Source organism: Pseudomonas baetica (assembly GCF_019733355.1).
In the GTDB taxonomy this organism is placed as follows: Bacteria; Pseudomonadota; Gammaproteobacteria; order Pseudomonadales; family Pseudomonadaceae; genus Aquipseudomonas; species Aquipseudomonas baetica_A.
The window spans coordinates 1-16,505 of record NZ_JAIHLQ010000006.1; the positions used below are offsets into that span (position 1 = coordinate 1).

22 protein-coding genes are annotated in these 16,505 nt (G+C 53.5%); 3 read left to right on the forward strand and 19 right to left on the reverse strand.

Translation table 11 applies throughout. The features are described from left to right. The 8 genes from K5E40_RS07310 to K5E40_RS07345 all read right to left on the reverse strand — a co-directional run. Positions 1-994: hypothetical protein (locus K5E40_RS07310; protein WP_260455559.1), on the reverse strand; the 994-nt coding region annotated here is incomplete at its 3' end. A 60-nt stretch (positions 995-1,054) separates the two neighbouring features. Continuing rightward, positions 1,055-1,429, reverse strand: coding sequence for a hypothetical protein (locus K5E40_RS07315; RefSeq protein WP_078465925.1), 375 nt, complete (start codon positions 1,427-1,429; stop codon positions 1,055-1,057). Between the two features lie 52 nt (positions 1,430-1,481). Beyond that, positions 1,482-2,132 (reverse strand): hypothetical protein, encoded by a 651-nt coding sequence (locus K5E40_RS07320; protein WP_177345122.1) that lies wholly within the window; start codon positions 2,130-2,132, stop codon positions 1,482-1,484. Further along, complete coding sequence (locus K5E40_RS07325) at positions 2,110-2,397, reverse strand: hypothetical protein (protein WP_234288206.1); 288 nt, start codon at positions 2,395-2,397, stop codon at positions 2,110-2,112. The genes K5E40_RS07320 and K5E40_RS07325 overlap by 23 nt, the downstream gene beginning before the upstream one ends. A gap of 108 nt (positions 2,398-2,505) precedes the next feature. Continuing rightward, positions 2,506-3,330 (reverse strand): hypothetical protein, encoded by an 825-nt coding sequence (locus tag K5E40_RS07330; RefSeq protein WP_011923203.1) that lies wholly within the window; start codon positions 3,328-3,330, stop codon positions 2,506-2,508. A 12-nt stretch (positions 3,331-3,342) separates the two neighbouring features. Next, on the reverse strand, positions 3,343-3,951 hold the full coding sequence (locus K5E40_RS07335) for a hypothetical protein (protein WP_078466153.1): 609 nt from the start codon (positions 3,949-3,951) through the stop codon (positions 3,343-3,345). Between the two features lie 63 nt (positions 3,952-4,014). Next, the gene (locus tag K5E40_RS07340) at positions 4,015-4,347 is read right to left on the reverse strand and encodes a hypothetical protein (protein WP_078465926.1); all 333 of its coding nucleotides are present in this window, start codon (positions 4,345-4,347) and stop codon (positions 4,015-4,017) included. A 67-nt stretch (positions 4,348-4,414) separates the two neighbouring features. Continuing rightward, a complete protein-coding gene (locus tag K5E40_RS07345) occupies positions 4,415-4,606 on the reverse strand; it encodes a hypothetical protein (protein WP_078465927.1) in 192 nt (63 codons plus the stop codon). 984 nt (positions 4,607-5,590) lie between these two features. On the opposite strand from K5E40_RS07345, the gene K5E40_RS07350 reads away from it, so the two are divergent. After that, the gene (locus K5E40_RS07350) at positions 5,591-6,046 is read left to right on the forward strand and encodes an LTXXQ domain protein (protein ID WP_153045971.1); all 456 of its coding nucleotides are present in this window, start codon (positions 5,591-5,593) and stop codon (positions 6,044-6,046) included. Between the two features lie 80 nt (positions 6,047-6,126). Here the strand turns inward: K5E40_RS07350 and K5E40_RS07355 are convergent, their stop codons facing one another. From K5E40_RS07355 to K5E40_RS07390, 8 genes are all read right to left on the reverse strand, one after another. After that, positions 6,127-7,215: a hypothetical protein gene (locus K5E40_RS07355; protein WP_078465931.1), complete on the reverse strand. Its 1,089-nt coding sequence runs from the start codon at positions 7,213-7,215 to the stop codon at positions 6,127-6,129. Then, positions 7,212-7,526, reverse strand: coding sequence for a hypothetical protein (locus tag K5E40_RS07360; protein WP_011923197.1), 315 nt, complete (start codon positions 7,524-7,526; stop codon positions 7,212-7,214). Before K5E40_RS07360 ends, K5E40_RS07355 begins: the two co-directional genes overlap by 4 nt. A gap of 447 nt (positions 7,527-7,973) precedes the next feature. Next, positions 7,974-8,498 (reverse strand): hypothetical protein, encoded by a 525-nt coding sequence (locus K5E40_RS07365; protein ID WP_233100528.1) that lies wholly within the window; start codon positions 8,496-8,498, stop codon positions 7,974-7,976. An 11-nt stretch (positions 8,499-8,509) separates the two neighbouring features. Continuing rightward, the gene (locus K5E40_RS07370; RefSeq protein ID WP_078465932.1) at positions 8,510-9,673 is read right to left on the reverse strand and encodes a phosphoadenosine phosphosulfate reductase family protein; all 1,164 of its coding nucleotides are present in this window, start codon (positions 9,671-9,673) and stop codon (positions 8,510-8,512) included. A gap of 182 nt (positions 9,674-9,855) precedes the next feature. Further along, positions 9,856-10,224 (reverse strand): hypothetical protein, encoded by a 369-nt coding sequence (locus K5E40_RS07375; protein ID WP_078465933.1) that lies wholly within the window; start codon positions 10,222-10,224, stop codon positions 9,856-9,858. A gap of 250 nt (positions 10,225-10,474) precedes the next feature. Next, entirely contained in the window at positions 10,475-11,230 is a 756-nt protein-coding gene (locus K5E40_RS07380; protein ID WP_011923192.1) for a hypothetical protein, read from the reverse strand. 76 nt (positions 11,231-11,306) lie between these two features. Beyond that, on the reverse strand, positions 11,307-11,696 hold the full coding sequence (locus K5E40_RS07385; protein WP_078465934.1) for a hypothetical protein: 390 nt from the start codon (positions 11,694-11,696) through the stop codon (positions 11,307-11,309). Continuing rightward, positions 11,684-11,974 carry a hypothetical protein gene (locus K5E40_RS07390; RefSeq protein ID WP_221730287.1) on the reverse strand — a complete coding sequence of 97 codons (291 nt, stop codon included), beginning with the start codon at positions 11,972-11,974 and terminating at the stop codon, positions 11,684-11,686. The genes K5E40_RS07385 and K5E40_RS07390 overlap by 13 nt, the downstream gene beginning before the upstream one ends. A 219-nt stretch (positions 11,975-12,193) precedes the next feature. On the opposite strand from K5E40_RS07390, the gene K5E40_RS07395 reads away from it, so the two are divergent. Further along, entirely contained in the window at positions 12,194-13,351 is a 1,158-nt protein-coding gene (locus K5E40_RS07395; protein ID WP_078465936.1) for a replication protein, read from the forward strand. Between the two features lie 1,485 nt (positions 13,352-14,836). Here K5E40_RS07395 and K5E40_RS07400 read toward each other — a convergent pair. Together K5E40_RS07400 and K5E40_RS07405 are read right to left on the reverse strand one after the other, a co-directional pair. Continuing rightward, positions 14,837-15,235 carry a hypothetical protein gene (locus K5E40_RS07400; RefSeq protein WP_011923188.1) on the reverse strand — a complete coding sequence of 133 codons (399 nt, stop codon included), beginning with the start codon at positions 15,233-15,235 and terminating at the stop codon, positions 14,837-14,839. 19 nt (positions 15,236-15,254) lie between these two features. Then, positions 15,255-15,512, reverse strand: coding sequence for a hypothetical protein (locus K5E40_RS07405; protein WP_169904106.1), 258 nt, complete (start codon positions 15,510-15,512; stop codon positions 15,255-15,257). Positions 15,513-15,908: 396 nt separating this feature from the next. Between K5E40_RS07405 and K5E40_RS07410 the strand changes: the two genes are divergently transcribed. Beyond that, entirely contained in the window at positions 15,909-16,172 is a 264-nt protein-coding gene (locus K5E40_RS07410) for a sulfurtransferase TusA family protein (protein WP_078465938.1), read from the forward strand. Between the two features lie 38 nt (positions 16,173-16,210). Here K5E40_RS07410 and K5E40_RS07415 read toward each other — a convergent pair whose 3' ends face one another. Next, the gene (locus K5E40_RS07415) at positions 16,211-16,471 is read right to left on the reverse strand and encodes a YebG family protein (RefSeq protein WP_078465939.1); all 261 of its coding nucleotides are present in this window, start codon (positions 16,469-16,471) and stop codon (positions 16,211-16,213) included. Between the last annotated feature and the right edge of the window lie 34 nt (positions 16,472-16,505).

Sequence of the window (16,505 nt, forward strand, 5' to 3'; positions counted from 1 at the left end):
ACGACGCCGGGCACCTCAGACTAACAATGCCACCCCTGCGTCGCTGCGCTCCGACTGCCTGTCCGAATGATCGTGGAACAGGTGTCCGGATCAGCGTGGGCTGAGTGTCCGAATGGCGTGGAATCCGCACTGTTGGCCATGCACAATCGAAGGGGGCTACATCGAAAGCGAGTCCGTTCGGTGATAGGAAGTCAGCTTGTGCTTCGCCGTAGTTCACCGCGGCGGTGAGTGGAGCGCAGGTCTTCTCATAGACGCTCACCGAAGTCCCATCCACAGAGTGAGCACCAGCGGCCGCTGAGCAAAGCAGAATGCGCTTAGCGCTATTCACCCTGCCAATATGGAGGTGGCATCGCCGACGACGCGCCAAGAGGCCCCAGCTATGTGCAGTTTTCAGCTTCCACCCTGTCGAGCCCCCAACAAAGATACCAACTCCAGGATTTAGAAGGTCACGTACGTCATCGGGAACCATCCCGTCTTGAACTGCCAGCAGCGCCACGCCTGGAATGCCTTGAATTCGGTTGAGCCACTTGAGTGAGAACTCAAGGGACTTTAGGCCGCCAGCGACGATGTCTGGCACGACAACCATTTTGGCATTCTCACCGAGGAGATCAAAAGCCTTCCCAAAAGCTCGCTCGTCGAATGCCTCTCCCTGTGTGAAGGCAGTCCAAGCTCCGTTATCCAGCATGTACGGAAAGCCTTCAGTGCGCAGGACACCTTTGGCAGACACCAAAAGACCCCATCCATTGGCACGCATAGCGTCAAGATTGCGCTTTGTTCCAGTTCGGCTGGCGTATGGGATCATTGGGGTCCTGAGGCTACCAATCAGCTCTTCGATTGCGCCATCAGTGTCAGCAGAACCATCAGTGCAGTACATCTCACCATAGGCCTGCAGGGCTTGTGACCGTCCGATGCGGGTACCGTCCCGGTAGGGTTGCAACCAACGCGGGGCGGTATAAGCGGGCGCTTTAGCACTGGGAAGTTGGTGAGTATGCATTCGATGGTCTCCGAAGTTGTGGAGACCATACTCGGCCGGAGAATCGCGTGGCAGAAGCCTCTACCTCAGGTTTTTCAAGGCCGGTAGAAGACTCTCAGGGATTTTGCAGAAGGCAGCCAGATCGTCAATTGAGAGTTGTTTAGTGAAACGCTTCATGCGCCAACTCTCGCTCGGGTATGAAGCCGAGGTGTAGCTCGGCTTCAGCCAGTTCAGAGCCTGTGCAAGGGATTGAAAACGATGAATGCCTTGGTATCCAAGGTCGGGACCAATATTCACGCAAGTGATTCGGCTCCGAAGTCTGACAGGAACAGACTCAATAAGAGTGATTAGTGGGCTGGCCGGTGTGTACACCTGGGGCAGTCTCCCATTGATGGCAAACTCCATCATGGCTTTCGGGCTGCGCAGCATCAGCTGAATTCGTCGTTGGTCGTTCATAAGTTCTCCTAAGAAAACACAATGATCAGCGGCCCCGGGTTGTGCCAGAAGCCTAGGCAGCTTGTGAGGATGCATCCTTTGCAATGGCTACGTCAGCCATATGAGCCTCCCAGTCGCCGCGAGAAAGCTTCAGGCGACGTGCTGGAGCGTCATTACGACTGAAGGGATAACGTGCGTCAGGGCGCATGCGATAACGACTCAGGTTGATACAGTCGCTGTTCCAATCCACCGAGGTAACCCACCAAACCTGCAGGTCATCGGAGCGGGGCATCATCTCGTCATCATCTTTACCATCGAGCAGCACAGCTACGCCGGTGGCCACACGGATGTTGCTCTGGATTTCACCATGCTGGCCCGCCAGCACAGCCTTGAACGGTTTTAAGCCTTGAACCTTCTCCCACATGCGAGCGAAGGTGCCACCAGAGATGCAGGACTGGGCATAGAAATGTTCGTCGAAGGGGCGAAAGACTCCCACGCAGGTACACATACTGAGCGCATTGAGACGGTTGGCGTCATCAGGGTTAAAACCCATTTTGAGACGGATCGCGGACATCAGGAATTCGTTAAGCGCAGCGCTTTTTTGTCGATCGCCAATGGACTTTGCAATGCCGGCGGCGGCGGCAAGCATGAAAGCCAGGCCGGTAGACTGGGCTTCGTTAGTTGTCTTCATCGGGCTAGCCTCAAGCAATAGCAGGTTGAGCATCGGGATTCAATGCGCCGTGGACTTTGAACGTCCCGAGGTTTGAGTAGACATTGGCAGACACCCCGTGTGGGAAAAGTCCACCTTCACGCACAATGCGAACGCGCCAGTTGCCGAGGTTGGTATCGAGAGCCTGGAACACAGTCCCGCTGATCACCGGGGCGAGTTCGGAGATTTCGTTTGGTGTGAAGGTCACGCGGTCGAGCGGGCTGACCGGGCAATTGGGCAGAGTGGTGGCAGGGGCTGAGGTATTTTGAACATTGATCACGGGGGAAAGTCCGGTTGGCTGTATTGATGCCATGTTCCCCCAAGGCCGAGCGTGCCACGAGCAGGCAGAGAGGATTATTTCGAACAGCCCAGGATCACCGAATCCTCGTCAGCTCGCACCCGCCAGGTAGTGTTCAGGACCTAGCACAGCAGGCGTAATCCGCTGGATCTGCCAGCCACGATGAAATAGCTGCCCGTCTTTGACCAACCATGTATCACCAAGCAGGCTCAGCATGTCCGCAGCTACTCGGGCTTCGATCTCTTCAGCCGTGAATTCGACCGATTCACCTTTGGCTTGCCGTTCATTGGACAAGAATCTGAGATGTGCAACTTGCTGATCGGCAACGATCGATGTGAAGCGACAGCCTGCCTTTCCAGCCTGGCCTGAGGCGATGAAAGCGGCCTTCAAATCCTCGTTGCTCATCTGACCGGCTCGAGATAACCAGCTAGCATCTCGCTCCGCACGCCAACGGCACTCAGCTTCGACCAGATCTGGAGTTGTGAGCTTGGTGATGTCTTCTCGGTGCCAGCATACAAGATGCGCCGTAGTGGTCTCAGCAGCCTCATCGGCCTGCCAAATGCGCCAAACAAAACCAAGCGCGTCCCAGCCCGGGAATGTCACGGAGAAATCAGTGTCATTACCACCAGGAAGCCGGTCCCAAACATCCTGACAGATCGCAACGCCATGGCGTGTATCCCACTCAGGTGTCCAATCAGTTGGTCCGAAAGGCAGGGGGACTGGCGTGTCAGACTCGACAACGCTGTACCAGGGATAGCTATGGTTTAGCGGGGGGCGAATAGCCAATGGCTGCAAACCTTTTAATAGCCGTTGGTACAGAGAGGACTTGGCAAGGATGTGATTTTCCAAGCACCCCTGTGCTGACACTACTTCGCGGTACCGAGCCAGTACGCGCTCTTCATTCGGGATTTCCATCTCGGATGTTCCTCAACGGCAGTGGCGGCAGATGCCGCTCGGAGCTTGATCAGCAGTGACAAATTGGCCACAGCCTCCACACTTGGGCGTCATTCGGCGCTGGGGAAGGGGGCGCTGTAGCGTGATGCCAGTTCCAGCAAGAGCTTCATCAACCGACATGGTCACCGCCGAGGCAACAGGGCGTGCCCTTGCATCGACGTAAGCCTTAGGCCAGATCTGCCGAGTGAATGCGGAGGCTTCGCTACCAAAATGGGAAAAAGCTTCATCCAAGGTAAAGACGGAGGCTTTCGTCAGATCAGTGGTCAGAGCATCACCGCTAAGCCAGAAGATGTCGTTCCCGTCAAAGTGGAACCTGGCCGCGACATAGCAAAGTTCAGTTCCGCCCCTTGGGACCCAATGGATAGTGACGTACTGGAAGTCCACCGCCATCTCGTGTCGTGGTCTGACAAAGCCCAGCGGCCAAGGGATATCGCTCCAACGTGATGCGTGCTGACTCATCGCATCGTCACGTGTGAAAACCTCAGCTTGATTGAGGTCAGTGGTATATGAGCCACCCTCGCGCCACCAGCTTATCCGGCTACCGATCAGCCCGCGGGAGTCTTGCAAGATGAACTGTTCCATTTCCTTCAACCCATTCAACCCAATCATTGATTGGTGTGACGATCGTGAAAATCATAAGTAGAGTCAGAACGGCGACACTAGGTCGCCGTCCAGGTTGTAGAAGACTCGGTTGTCTATGGTGTTGTGCTGTGAGTCAAGATAAGCAGCTCGCCACATGACATCGGGTATTTGGATGGAGAGCTTCGAAGCAATCGCTTTGAAGTGGGCAAGGTCTGATGGATGCCCGACGTCGTCAAGGTTGCTGTAAACGATACCTTCATCGAACTCATCCAAACCTTCCTCGCCATCCTTCTCGACAACCATGTAAAAGCCTTGGAGAGGCCGGTCCCAGCCCAGTTGGACGCGAACTAAGCAGCTGCTTTGAGCGTGGTAGACCTTAACGTAGTGCTGGCTCATGCAACCTCCTGATTTGCTATGCCGCACAGGCTACATCCCTGTACGACCGTCACATATCCAAAACAGGCTAGGGTTTTTCACCAGCAGCCAAGGCGGTGAGGGCGCCACCAGAGATAAACGCCAGCACTATCGAGATCCAGCCGAAGCTGTCACGGATGAAGCCTTCAACCACTGCGCCATAGGTAAGCGAGAGATATTGCATACCCATGGCCACTAACAGAATAACAACGGCGCCGAGGCTATAGATGAAGCTGCGCATGATGATGCTCCCTTGTTGAGTGAGCCCATTATCAATGCGTTCTAGGCGTGCCAGACCCCTCTGCGCGCACACGGATTGCGAAGACATCAACTGGCAGATCACCAAAGTGTTCATGCTCAATTGTCTGCTCTTCAAACCCCAGCCATGGGATTAATATCTCTCGCTCTGCATCCCCCTTATTGGGGTATCCCCAGCACACCCGAACCATGTCGTAAGTGCGCCCTTCCAGTCGAGTTCGCCAGTAGGGAGTCCGCAGTCGGAATTCAAAGGTTTTGGTGCCCGCCTTGATCTGATGGAAGTAGGTGCCGATCAGGTTGAGAGTCAGGATCCTCAAAGGGCAACCTCTGACGGAGCTAAATGGAACCCGCAGGGTGTCATGCCACAAGTGCACAGGGCGGTGATCATTTGGAAGGGCGTTTTGAGGGTCATGTCGAACATTCGGTACACCTCCAGGGCGGGCTATATCCGGGCAGAGTTAAGGGCGGCCAACTGAAACTAGTGGCCAGATATCTACACCTTAACGTGCCCGAAAGGAGTCAACACCTTCGCGCGCGGGATTCACAAGCTAATCTGATCCATCACCCCAGCGCATCCATGCTAGCTGCCGTATTGCAGCGATCCCAATTCCCACCAGTAGAGCCAGAAAATCAGAAGTATTCCCAAGCCAAGTCGCTATGGCCAGGGTTGGCAAAATCAATGCGAAGGCAATGATGGCAAGTCCGGCCGGGCTTCTCAGCCAGAAATACGTGGTACCCATCGTGATCTCTCCATAGTCATTCGGGCTGACCGCCCCTTATTAGCTAAGACAAGATATTAGTCGAAAGGTCGATTTTTGAGTTGTGACTGATGCCCGCGGCATGGCATGGCTATGTCATAGCTCAGAACCATTTTGGCTTCCAGGTTTTGGGTTGCAGACCATTATCGACGTGGCATTGTGCAAATTCGATTCCGGTAATACTTGCCGGAATGGTTATGGAGTTCACCATGCGAAAGAAAATCATCGCTCTGCTGCTCGTTGCAGCGGCGAGCCCCACTCTGGTAATGGCAGGCGACAAGCACGGTTCTGACTGCTGCCCTAAGGGTTCGCACGGCCACTTCGAAGCTGGCCCCCAAGGTCCAGTCCGTGACTTTGCTGGCAGTCCAGGTCTCCTAGGCATTGATCTGAATAGGGATCAGCGCAAAGCAGTTCGTGAGGCCGGCCGCGATGAGCGCCTGGCTGTCAGCAAGATAAATCGCGACTATCTGGACAAGCTCTCTGAGGCTGATAAGGCTGCTATGAAAGGGGCTATCCAGACGGCACGATCCGATTCAGAAGGCAAGGTTCGTATGGCGCTGAATGCTGATCAAATCAAGCAATTCGATGCAAATCTGAAGCGCGAGGCCGATCAACGCGCAGAATGGGAAGAATTCCAGAAGTGGAAGGCAGCCAAGAAAGGCTGAATGGAAGCGTCAACCGGTCCACGCAACCGGCTGACGTTCACTTTAGATTCCGCATGGGGAATGCTTTTGCGTCTTCTCCGTCAGATCTTCTCGGCAAAGCTGGGCCGCGCACCAGAACAGAACTGAGCAAAGCTATCGATCATCTCGCGTGAATCGTTGACGTCGATAGTGAACTGAGCTTTCAAATCCGTAGCATCTTTCTCATACGAAAAACCGACCGTTCGACCTCCTCTGAATGCTGCCAGCTGCTCTGGGGTGGGATCGAAGGTGATGTAAGAAAATCCATTCTTCAAACTGGGACCGACCTTTCCGTTACGGACTGAGAACCGCTTGTTGTCAACGATCAACGACAGCTTATCCATCAGCCCAAGCACGCTTGTGTCGTACCACGCCTTGTAAAAGGCCCCCATCGATACTCCACCCTGAGAGTTGCACGAAATCCCGATCCTGCCGGTACCGGTGATCTTTGTCTGCTCACCCATCAAGTACACAAGCCCGTGCTCACCGCGAATGGTCCAGGTTGCTGTTAGCGATCCTGCATTCACCAGATCCAACTCATAGGCTTCGAGCGGAGTAAGATAATTCATGTCTGCCGGACCGGCTTTAGAGGCAACCTCAAGCAAGCGAAGATCGATTCCAAGGTTGCTGAGGTGGTTAGCAAGCAGGGTAGAGGTGATCTGGCCCGTGGCTATGTCCGTATCCCCAGCTACGCCGCTGGCCTTGAAGAACTGGTGGACACCCATCTTGGATTCACCGTCCATCAACCGAAACACGCCGCCGGCGAAAGCAAATGGGCAGGCACTCTCACAGTAACCCGCACTGGGGTTGGTATGAGGGCCATTCCAGACTCCAATGCGCGTTGAATAGCCGCGCTCCCGGATCAGTTGGCCAAGCTCCATAGCCGCAACCAAATCCCCACCATGAGAATTGAAATACACAAATCCAACCTGCCGGTCTTTCAGGAAGCCGTTCTTGCGAAATGCTTCGACCGTAGGCCGGTGGATGTAGCCATCGATGTAGACCTCAGGTATGTCCTGCGGGGTCTTAGGGGGAACGAAATTGATCTGTGCTGGGATTAACCGCTTATCAACGTGATCATGGGCCACTGGCGCGGCTGCTACAGAGCAGCAGAGAAGCAAGGAAGCAACCGCAAGCAACGGGCGAATCACGAGCGCTCCTCGACCTGCTTAAGGAAAACGAGACCTGATTGGGCTGACAGAAACTCAGCGAGTTCCGAGCCCGCGGCCAGTACAACCCCAAGGTCGGTTCCCTTGAGCCGAATGCCTTCTTCGCTAATAGCCCCAGCGGGGTCCAGCTCCAGACCCAAGGCAGCACAGAGTCGATCTGCCTCTGCCTCGATGCGTGACCAAACATCAGAGTGAAAGCCTTCATCAGCAATGCGGTCAGCAGCCCATGTGAACGGTATTTCGATGTAATGCTGAACGTGGAGCGCGGGGGTTGTTACGCGTGTCATGGTCATAATGCTTGCCTCATCAATACTCAATGATTGCATGGTGAGGCAGGATTGCGTGTGCCAAAACCTGTGTACCAAAATTAGTCGGTAGGCACCAACATGCCCGGTTTACCTGCAAGCTCACTGACACCTAGGACAATGCGCTGGACCTCTTCCTCCAAGCTTTCACGTGGGACAACCCACCGCAGCCCCACGTAATCAACGCTACAGGCCGAGTGCGGCCGCAGCCATGTCAGCGGCCCGGGGCGCTCACTGACTCGACGGTAGCCGCGTCACTCTCCTGCCGATCGGGCCAGAGCTCAGAACATACCAACCAACTGGTAGCCGTACTCAAGATGCCTGGAAGGTCACTGATACTCTCCGTTGGGTGTCGGGGTTCGTGAGAGTCATCAGACGACAACACAGCAACACTCGCCGCGCTTTCCAAGGCTCGGTTCGCAAACAAGTAAAGGATCACTGCGTTTCCTCTCCAATGCTGGCTTTCCAAGCGCTCTGGATCGCTGGAACCTTGGTCGACCGAACCCCAATGGCATCCAGCCCCTTCCTAATCTCCCGATAGGTCTTCACGAAGTCCGATTTAGGTATCGTCCACTGAACGCACAGAAAGCCGTCATCACCCTGCGGACGCAGCCAGTGATGCTTGAGTGGCGAAAACGCAAACACATCGCCCGGGCGGACCGTCATCGATGTAACGAGCCCAGGAGCCACCATAACTTCAAATAGGTGGTTAGCTTGAACAGCCAGGGTGAGGAAGATCGACTCACCCCAAGATGGATCGGTGTGTGGGTGGGCCTGGACACAGCCAAGCCAGTCGGCAAGATCAGTCCTAGGAAGGGGAAGGTCATCCAACGCGACAACCTCAATATCCCAGGATGCAGCGCATTCTAGGGCAGCCTCTGGTATCTCCAGCCTCTCAATGCTGGCTGCGTCTATTCGCATGCGGCGCAGCGCGCGAGGAAGGGCGCATTGAGTATTCATCACACTCGATCTCATAAAAAGGACAGCTGTTGAGGTTGGATCTGTAGAGCCGGGATCAACTGGATAGCGCTCTCACCCTCTTCAGCAGCAACCCCGCCCTTCAGTCTCATCTGTTCCATCAGTTCCTCGTAGCGTTGAATGATGCTCTCGGGTGTGGAGCATTTGATGGTAAGCCCCACGCCCGCCGCTACCTCGCTGCGAATTTCTGCCAGCAATGTAGCCTCCTCAAATGTTGGGATGCAGGTTGGCCAGCCTTTGGTGTAGAGCAGATGTTTAGGGATTGCGGCTTCTAATGCCTTGCGGCGTAAGGATACCTGCTTCGCCATAGCCAGGCGGCCCAAGGTTTCTGAGGACAGAAGGGAAGGGTTTACATCTCCGAGCCATTTGTTGCTCTGGAAGGCGAAAGTGGAATCAATCTCCAGATCAACCATCTGCCGGTATAGGGGATGTCCGGCCTCATCCAAAGTGGCGTTATAAGCGTCGCCAGCACTCGACATAATGCACCACCGGCAACTTACCCTTGTCATGTTGAACCGTGTATATGCCTCATGTGGCTCAAGTCCCACGCTGGCGATTGCGCCCCATACAGCCCCCACATCCCACTCAATGATCGGGTTCCACTGATAAGCATCAAAGCCGCGGCGCGCGGCCACAGGTTCATGCTTGGCAATGGGCATTTTGGCTCGATTGGGCGATTCCTGGCGGCGAACCCCAGTGGCATTGAGAATATTAAAATCAGGGTAAGTGCGCTTAAGGTGGCTGCGTATTACGGCGCTCTTGAGCTCGGATGTGCAGAACCGCATCGAGGGCGTTGACCACGGCAGGATCAGTTGGACACAACTCAGATCAATGTAACGCTCAACGTTATTTTCCCAGCGCTTCAGCCATCGCTCCATCATTCCACCGGCGGCACGTTTAACAACCTCAAGCTTCCAGCCAAGCTTGTCGGCAACCTCCTGGCACTTGAACAAGCTCTGTTCCCATTCAACCGAGCCCAAGTCCGCATGCACGGCGCACCTCGGCCCTTCGAACCCAATGCTGTCCAAGTAGCGATGGACCGCAATCAGGCACGCTACGCTATCTTTTCCTCCGCTGACGCCGACGGCTACAACCGTCTTCTGCTTCAGGAGAATGTCGATTTCAGGTGTAGTGGCTACTGGGGGAAGGGCGAGCATGGTGTGGATTCCTGGCTTGGATTCGATGATCCATGGTGAGGTCGGCCAGAGAGTGGCAGAAGCCTTTAGGCTGATGTTTCAGCGCAAGGTCGGTTGTCCAGGTAGAGAATGAATACAGGTAGGATAAGGGGCAGGATCATTGAGGCCGAGCACCAACGATCCTGCGAATCAGCTAGGGTCGGCTACTGGTTGTAATGATTTTGTTCTGAAAGCGAGTTATCCAGCAGTGATGAAAGGCGCATGCCTCCAATCTCCGCAATCAGGTTCTCGACAGTGATAAGCGCGCAGACACGTATCTGGTGCTTGTCGATTGAACCTGTTCCACCGCCCAGCACCACTGAAGCGTTGCAAGCCGACAGGCTAGCGATTCTACAGCCAGTCTCATACAGGCTCACAACCAATGGCCGATCACCCTGAGAGCAGACCGATCTCGGCTCCGCATGGACTGATATGTTGAAATCCGTTTCGTTAATACGGTGCTTGAACAGATCAATCTGCTCTACCTCTACCATCTCACCTTTGCGTCCAGCAACGAGAATCGAGTGCGACATGTTGTATTTCCTTCTACAGGTCCTAAGACCTCATCCATTTCACGTGCGCCCTTGGGCACAACAGTTGGCCTTAACTGGCTCTGACTCCCTTTTCGGCAGAAGTACCGAGTTATTAAGACCGTTCGTCGGTTCTGTGAAGGGTTTCACAAAATTGAAGTGATGCCTCGCCACTCAGACTTTTTCGTAGTGCCGGCAGTTCCTGGCCAAAATGGGAGATGTACGGGAAAATTGTTTGAGATCGGATCAGCCTTTATTGGCCATTCACGGTTTCGTCGGTTGCCAGAAACACGTGCGGTGCTCTGGCCTGCGCAATCGCTTCCCCCTGCTTTGCTAGCTGGAAAATGCCCATGTCCCTACTCTCTGGAGTTTGAGGCATTGGATCAATGAGGTTGTAGGCAACCCGAATACGGCGCGCGTCGTCTTCAGGCCTAGTGCTGAGGATCAAGTCACGATTCTGTAGAGTCAGGCCAATGTCAGTCCATGTGACGACCTGGTACTTCAACCCAGCATGAGCCGGCACCCCGGAAGGCATAGCCTCGTCCCAGGCAATACACCGGGCTTCCCACTCAGAGAACGGTATGTCATCGGGGCCGTCAGTAGCGTTCTGATAGTGAAAGTCCGCAAACCCCGCTTGGGTGAGCATCTGCGTGAACCCTGGGTTGTTTTCAAGGTAATAGAGCGCAAGTACATGCTCATGGTGGGGGATTAGAATTACTTGGAATGTAAAGTCCCAGTCCACGCTGCGTATCCCTTCACCCTCGACCTTGATGCGCTGCTGCTTGAGGATGTCAAGGACTCTCCAGTAGAAGCTGCCGTACTCCTTACGTGGAATGGGGATGAAGTTCTGGTCCATGTCAGCCCAGTAGTACCGCTTTGCAGCTATGAGCTGTGCCACTGCAGCTTGTGCCCTTGTCACTGCCTCGGGGCGCAAATCCTTAAGCCTGGCCAGCGCATCGCTGAGAGTTGCATTCCTCAGAATACGGCCGTTGTATAAATTGGTGCTCATCCACGTCTCCTCAATCCGATGAGCACATAATCAAGCAGACGGTGTCGTGCCACTACCCGAATTGATGTATCGCTTTTCAAAGCGCCAGATGGATGCCCGACAGAGCTAGGGTGAAGACAATCATCAGGATGAAGGTCAACTTTACCATCAGTATTCGACCACCACAGACCAGCAGGGCAGGGGAAAATCCTGCAAGTTGGGCTTGTGTCTTTGACGACGTGGAGGCGAACCGGAGAATGCCGGCAGTCATGACCACGACCAGGGAATGAATGATCACAAAAATCACTGCAGCCTTTGGACTAACTTGGGAGAAACAGCTCGCGAGCACACCACCGAGCCAGTAGGGGAAATAGTCAAACACTTTGCCTATGCTGAGGGGCGGAACGTTGAGCTCAGCAGATGGAAGCAATCCTTCAGCAACGGTTCCAAAACCGGCGGCCGCAAGTATGCAAATCAAAGGGACCATGACTTCGCCTCGGTAATAGGGAAAAGGGCACCTACTGACGTGAGATCTTGAAGCATCGCTTTCACTTCTGAACTGTCTTCGTTGACTTCTGATCGCAGGGATCGGCTACAACCTTGCTTGAGCTTGAGGCAAGCATTCCCTACCTTCACCAAGTGGACGATGGTACCGAAAGCCTCTGCCCGAGAGGTCGAGGTGTAGCCCTTGTCGAGCTGCTTGAGGCGCGAAAACCAGCCTGAGGATTCGATATTCGACTGGGGTTTCATGCGGACCTGAATCATGGATCAATCCTGCCTAAAAATTGGGAAGCCATGGTGGAGGCAGAGAATGTGTGGCAGAAGCTGAATACAGGGGGGGTTAAGGTCATTCAGGCGATCGGCCAGGCCTTGAGTGCGGGCAAGAGCTGCACCGGGTAGAATGGAAAAATTCAACTCGTAAACCGAGGTTCTACTCAACGAATCTGGGCAAATCGTATTTTGCAGAATGCTGAGGAGCAATTGATGGCTAGCACCGGAAAAAAGGGTATTGCGAAGACTGGGAGCAAAGCTACAGACAAAACACCCCAGCTCGCCCTTTTTGAGCTTCTAGACTCCTCGGAATCTGACTACAGCAATACGATCGAGCTTTATGACGCCTTACCGAAATACGTTTGGGCGAATACTGAACTCGACCTTAGAGAAAACAGCGTTATCACCCGGCAGTTAAAATCTCGCGGGGCGGTGTACACGATCAAGATCAAGCCGGCCGTTGTTGAGCGGACGAACGATAACGGCGAGACGGTCAGCGTCATGCTCTATCCTGGGTCAAGAGAGGAGATCGTCGAGGAAGCACTGCGGAAGATTGCGGTGAACGGTAATTCCTTCGAGTCGCCAGACGATAAAGAGGTAGGAGTTTACTTCACCATCAGCCAGCTTAGGAAAGAGCTGGCCAGAACGAAGCACTCTTACAGCGCCCAGGAAGTACAAGAGGCTCTTGATGTCATGAGTTCATCACTACTCGAGTGCTCAACAGGCTCGGGTAAGGGGCGGAACAGTTACCGGGGCAACCTGCTGCCAAAACTCGCTATCACAACACGCGAAGACTATCTGAGCGATGGGTCGGCAAGGTGCTTTGCTACTTTTCACCCGCTGGTGACCTTGGGGGTAAAAACGCAGGCGTTCAGGATGTATGACTACAGCATTTCGATGGGGCTGAAGTCCGACCTTGCTCGCTACATTTACAAGCGCATCTCCCATTACTGGACCCAGGCATCGCTGAACCATCCTTACCAGCCAAAGTTGGTCAGCTTCCTAGAGCAGAGCCCTCGTGGTCTCTCAGAGCGTATGAAGGACAACATGCGGGCCATGCGCACAGCGCTGAAAAGCCTCGCCGAACAGAATGTGATCCTGCCTGGGTGGAACGAAGTGATGATCAAAGACGATCATGACAAGAGGGTCACCAAGGATATTCAATTTGAAATCCTACCCCACGACAATTTCATCAAACACATGATGAAGGCCAACAAGAAGGCTAGCGATATCAAGGGCAAGATAGGCATCGCTGAGGCTAAAGAAGCGGTTAAGGGGAAAAATGTCATTGAAGGTTCCGCTGAGGCTCCGCAGAACATTGGCGCAGAGGGCTCATTCCCTGAGGACGGATCCGACCAAGTGTTCGACTGATCGGGCCCACCAAACCTACAACATCGTGAACGAATGCAGGGTCGGACTAGGTCAGGCCCACTGAACCTACAACATTGTGTTGCCATCTAGAGCGCACCAAACCTACAACCTACAGTGATGTGGCCAAGTCTCGATGAGATAGGGCCCCACAAACCTACAACCCTATTCCTGCTTACACCCGCCGGCGCTACCTCATAAATGCAGCGCATCAAACCTACAACCCACGGCGGTCAATCCAACCTGCAGCATTCCCCCAACACCCCACCTGCGTCCAGGACAAACTCAAACCTAGACCACGTAGGCTGATGTCATGTCTGGTCTACAGCCCCTCAGGGGTAACGGCTTGAGCCCAATTTATGTGGCCGTGGTGGGAGTGATGGTGAAGAAATAGGGCACATCAAACCTACAACGTGGGCTGAGTTTTCTGAGATTGGGCGCAGCAAACCTACAACGGTCGATTTGCATAGGCACTAATATCAGATGCTTAGGAATGATACATACCTTGAGATCGAGCTATGTACCGTAACCCACTGAATCCTGGCTAATTAGTGAAAACTGAGAATTTCATTGAAATTGCACGCTTGGTTGCAATTTAGGGCGCAGTAAACCTCCAACCCCAGCACTTGCGAGAAGATAGGGCGCATCAAACCTCCAACCCGTACATGCCGGCCAACGAATGCGGGCGGGAGAATCAACAGCCGAGCTGGCATTAAGACAATAACGTAAGCCACTGGAATTGAACGGTTAAACCTATGATTGGTGCAGTCAAAGCCCTCACCTGGGCGGTGAAAAGTAGAGCGCAGCATACCTACAACCTTGAAAGCCATAGGACGGTCCAACAAGGGCTCACCAAACCTACAACACCACACGCTGGAACTGCCCAGATAAAGAGCGCACCAAACCTACAACTCAGGCCAGATATAGCTTGATACTGTTCCTCATGGGAGGGCTGTGGCTAAGCCTGTGTGTAACTGAGAAAAAGTTGTAGGTTTGCAGGGCCCGAAACGCAACAGGTTGTAGGTTTGATGCGCCCAACCGATTTCGAGGCGACAGACACCAGAAGAAAAACCTCCTGAATTGCTGCAGAGTTGTAGGTTTGGTGCGCTGCACAGGTGAGAGCCTTTCCAGATCCACCAATTAACTTCAATCGGGTTGTAGGTTTGGTGGGCTCAACTGGTCATTGGAAGTGCTGGAAGGGGGTAAATGTGGATAAACTTGTGGATAAAAGCAGGCCAAAAATAAGCGTTGTAGGTCTGGAGGGCCCTAAGTAGTAGGTCTGTTCCGCTCCATGATGTAGGTATGCAGGGCCTGAATTTTAGCTGAGATCCACGTAGCACAAGGGCCGTAGGCTGAAATCCATCGACCTATCCGTTCTTAATCGCTCTTAGCCTTTTAACCAAAAAAACAACAACACGCTTCGCAACCGGTGAACAGGAAAAGCCCGAAAAAATCAGAAAATGGACCTAGGCAGGAAAACATCGGACACTATCTTCCAGTAAAAATAGGATTGGTTTCGTTCTCATCGCGAATCGCATTCATAAGATTGTAGAGCGCTTCACGCACCTTTGGGGATCGACCACCTCCTGTGACCGAGGTGCAAAATTCTAGAGCTAGTGATTCACCCTCTGTGCTGATCACCTCGATGATCACGTCAGCGTCACCATCCATGATCATCCGGAGCCGGCCCAGGCCCATGTCATCTTTCCTCTCGAAGAACTCAAGCAGAGGAATGGGGGGGCTCGACTGACGTTCCAATGTGACTAAATGCGCTTCTGCAGCAGCAATTACTTGGTGACCAAAATAATCTGTCTCGAGACGCCCACCATTGTCATCGATAACGTAATCACGAACAGCCTGGATTGCCGATTTACTGATTAATGACATCGCGTTGTCTCCACACTGGTTAGATCGTTGAAGTCTGCTTGATCCAAGTGGCCCAACCTAGGCCTTTGACCAAGCACGACGGATCAAGGTTACCTGGGATCTCATGCAGAACATCAGCACTGATTGCATGCTTGAGGGCCATGGCCATGCCGGCATCAGAAGTGAGCAAATGTACTGCTCCATGACGTAAATCCAATCCTGTGACTTCGAGATCAAGCTTATCCTCACCAGCTTCAAAGGCGCACTGGTACCGTCGGTATAAGCGATTGGCCATCATTTCAACGGGGCCCCTGTGACAGATCGGTAAGCCTCACTGAGGCCAGCCAGCGCCTCACGCATTTGATCTCGCTCGGTACGAGTGAAATGATCGGTATGGGCTGAGCGCCAAAGCTTGTGTTTAAGGTCACTGTGCTGAGCGTAAAGCTGGGCAGCATCACACGTAGGAGTCAACAAGGGGGGTAAAAGAGTGGTTTGAAGTTTCATGCATATATCCATCAGATTTCATCTCGGGAAATCATTCATACCGAGTGGTGATAAAAAAACGATGTGGACGGCGAAGTCGCCTTGGCCACTAACCGAGTCATCATCATTTTGAAGGGGGCGTGCCAGAAGCCCCCCCCGGGCGAATGCGGGTTACACTGGGCGCACTATCAAGTACTAAGGACTCGGCGCAATGGCTGCCACAAATCCAGACCCATACCAGGACCCTGACGGCATCGTGGATGCAAGAGGACTTCAATGTCCCATACCGATCCTGAAGGCTCGGCTCGAATGCAATCGAATGTCACAAGGGCAGGTACTGCAGGTCTTGTCGACCGACGCTGGGAGCAAGAGGGACTTCAAAACCTTTGCTCAACAGACTGGCCACGAATTGATAGGAGAGGCAGAAGAAGGTGGAGTGTTCGGATTTTGGTTGAGGATCCAGCGCAGGGAATGAAGCGGTACGGGCAGTCCTTCAGCCCGTACCGAACTCGATCAACCCTCAGCTTCTCGACCAATCTCAAGCAATGCAGCCGGATTATTCTTGAAAGCTGAAGCAAAGGCCGAGCGATTTTTCGCCATGAAAATACCTACTTCTTCACCCATTTTTTCATCTAACCCAGGCACATTCTGAATCAGTGCCGCAGTGAGTGCTTCGCCAAGCTCAAGCATCGCATCATGTTGATCTGCCAGCTTTTTTTCCACGAAGATTGTCTCCAGGTCTCGGGTACTGCGATACAAGGTTTCTACAGCCATGATCGGCCTCGTTTATGTGATGACTTTTAGTCGG

Coding starts and splice junctions, on each gene's coding strand:
- K5E40_RS07340 (WP_078465926.1), bottom strand. CDS start 4,347: ATGAGCCAGCACTACGTTAAGGTCTACCACGCTCAAAGCAGCTGCTTA.
- K5E40_RS07380 (WP_011923192.1), bottom strand. CDS start 11,230: ATGAGCACCAATTTATACAACGGCCGTATTCTGAGGAATGCAACTCTC.
- K5E40_RS07335 (WP_078466153.1), bottom strand. CDS start 3,951: ATGGAACAGTTCATCTTGCAAGACTCCCGCGGGCTGATCGGTAGCCGG.
- K5E40_RS07410 (WP_078465938.1), top strand. CDS start 15,909: ATGGCTGCCACAAATCCAGACCCATACCAGGACCCTGACGGCATCGTG.
- K5E40_RS07415 (WP_078465939.1), bottom strand. CDS start 16,471: ATGGCTGTAGAAACCTTGTATCGCAGTACCCGAGACCTGGAGACAATC.
- K5E40_RS07370 (WP_078465932.1), bottom strand. CDS start 9,673: ATGCTCGCCCTTCCCCCAGTAGCCACTACACCTGAAATCGACATTCTC.
- K5E40_RS07345 (WP_078465927.1), bottom strand. CDS start 4,606: ATGCGCAGCTTCATCTATAGCCTCGGCGCCGTTGTTATTCTGTTAGTG.
- K5E40_RS07350 (WP_153045971.1), top strand. CDS start 5,591: ATGCGAAAGAAAATCATCGCTCTGCTGCTCGTTGCAGCGGCGAGCCCC.
- K5E40_RS07375 (WP_078465933.1), bottom strand. CDS start 10,224: ATGTCGCACTCGATTCTCGTTGCTGGACGCAAAGGTGAGATGGTAGAG.
- K5E40_RS07365 (WP_233100528.1), bottom strand. CDS start 8,498: ATGAATACTCAATGCGCCCTTCCTCGCGCGCTGCGCCGCATGCGAATA.
- K5E40_RS07400 (WP_011923188.1), bottom strand. CDS start 15,235: ATGTCATTAATCAGTAAATCGGCAATCCAGGCTGTTCGTGATTACGTT.
- K5E40_RS07385 (WP_078465934.1), bottom strand. CDS start 11,696: ATGGTCCCTTTGATTTGCATACTTGCGGCCGCCGGTTTTGGAACCGTT.
- K5E40_RS07330 (WP_011923203.1), bottom strand. CDS start 3,330: ATGGAAATCCCGAATGAAGAGCGCGTACTGGCTCGGTACCGCGAAGTA.
- K5E40_RS07405 (WP_169904106.1), bottom strand. CDS start 15,512: ATGATGGCCAATCGCTTATACCGACGGTACCAGTGCGCCTTTGAAGCT.
- K5E40_RS07360 (WP_011923197.1), bottom strand. CDS start 7,526: ATGACCATGACACGCGTAACAACCCCCGCGCTCCACGTTCAGCATTAC.
- K5E40_RS07315 (WP_078465925.1), bottom strand. CDS start 1,429: ATGAACGACCAACGACGAATTCAGCTGATGCTGCGCAGCCCGAAAGCC.
- K5E40_RS07390 (WP_221730287.1), bottom strand. CDS start 11,974: ATGATTCAGGTCCGCATGAAACCCCAGTCGAATATCGAATCCTCAGGC.
- K5E40_RS07320 (WP_177345122.1), bottom strand. CDS start 2,132: ATGCTCAACCTGCTATTGCTTGAGGCTAGCCCGATGAAGACAACTAAC.
- K5E40_RS07395 (WP_078465936.1), top strand. CDS start 12,194: ATGGCTAGCACCGGAAAAAAGGGTATTGCGAAGACTGGGAGCAAAGCT.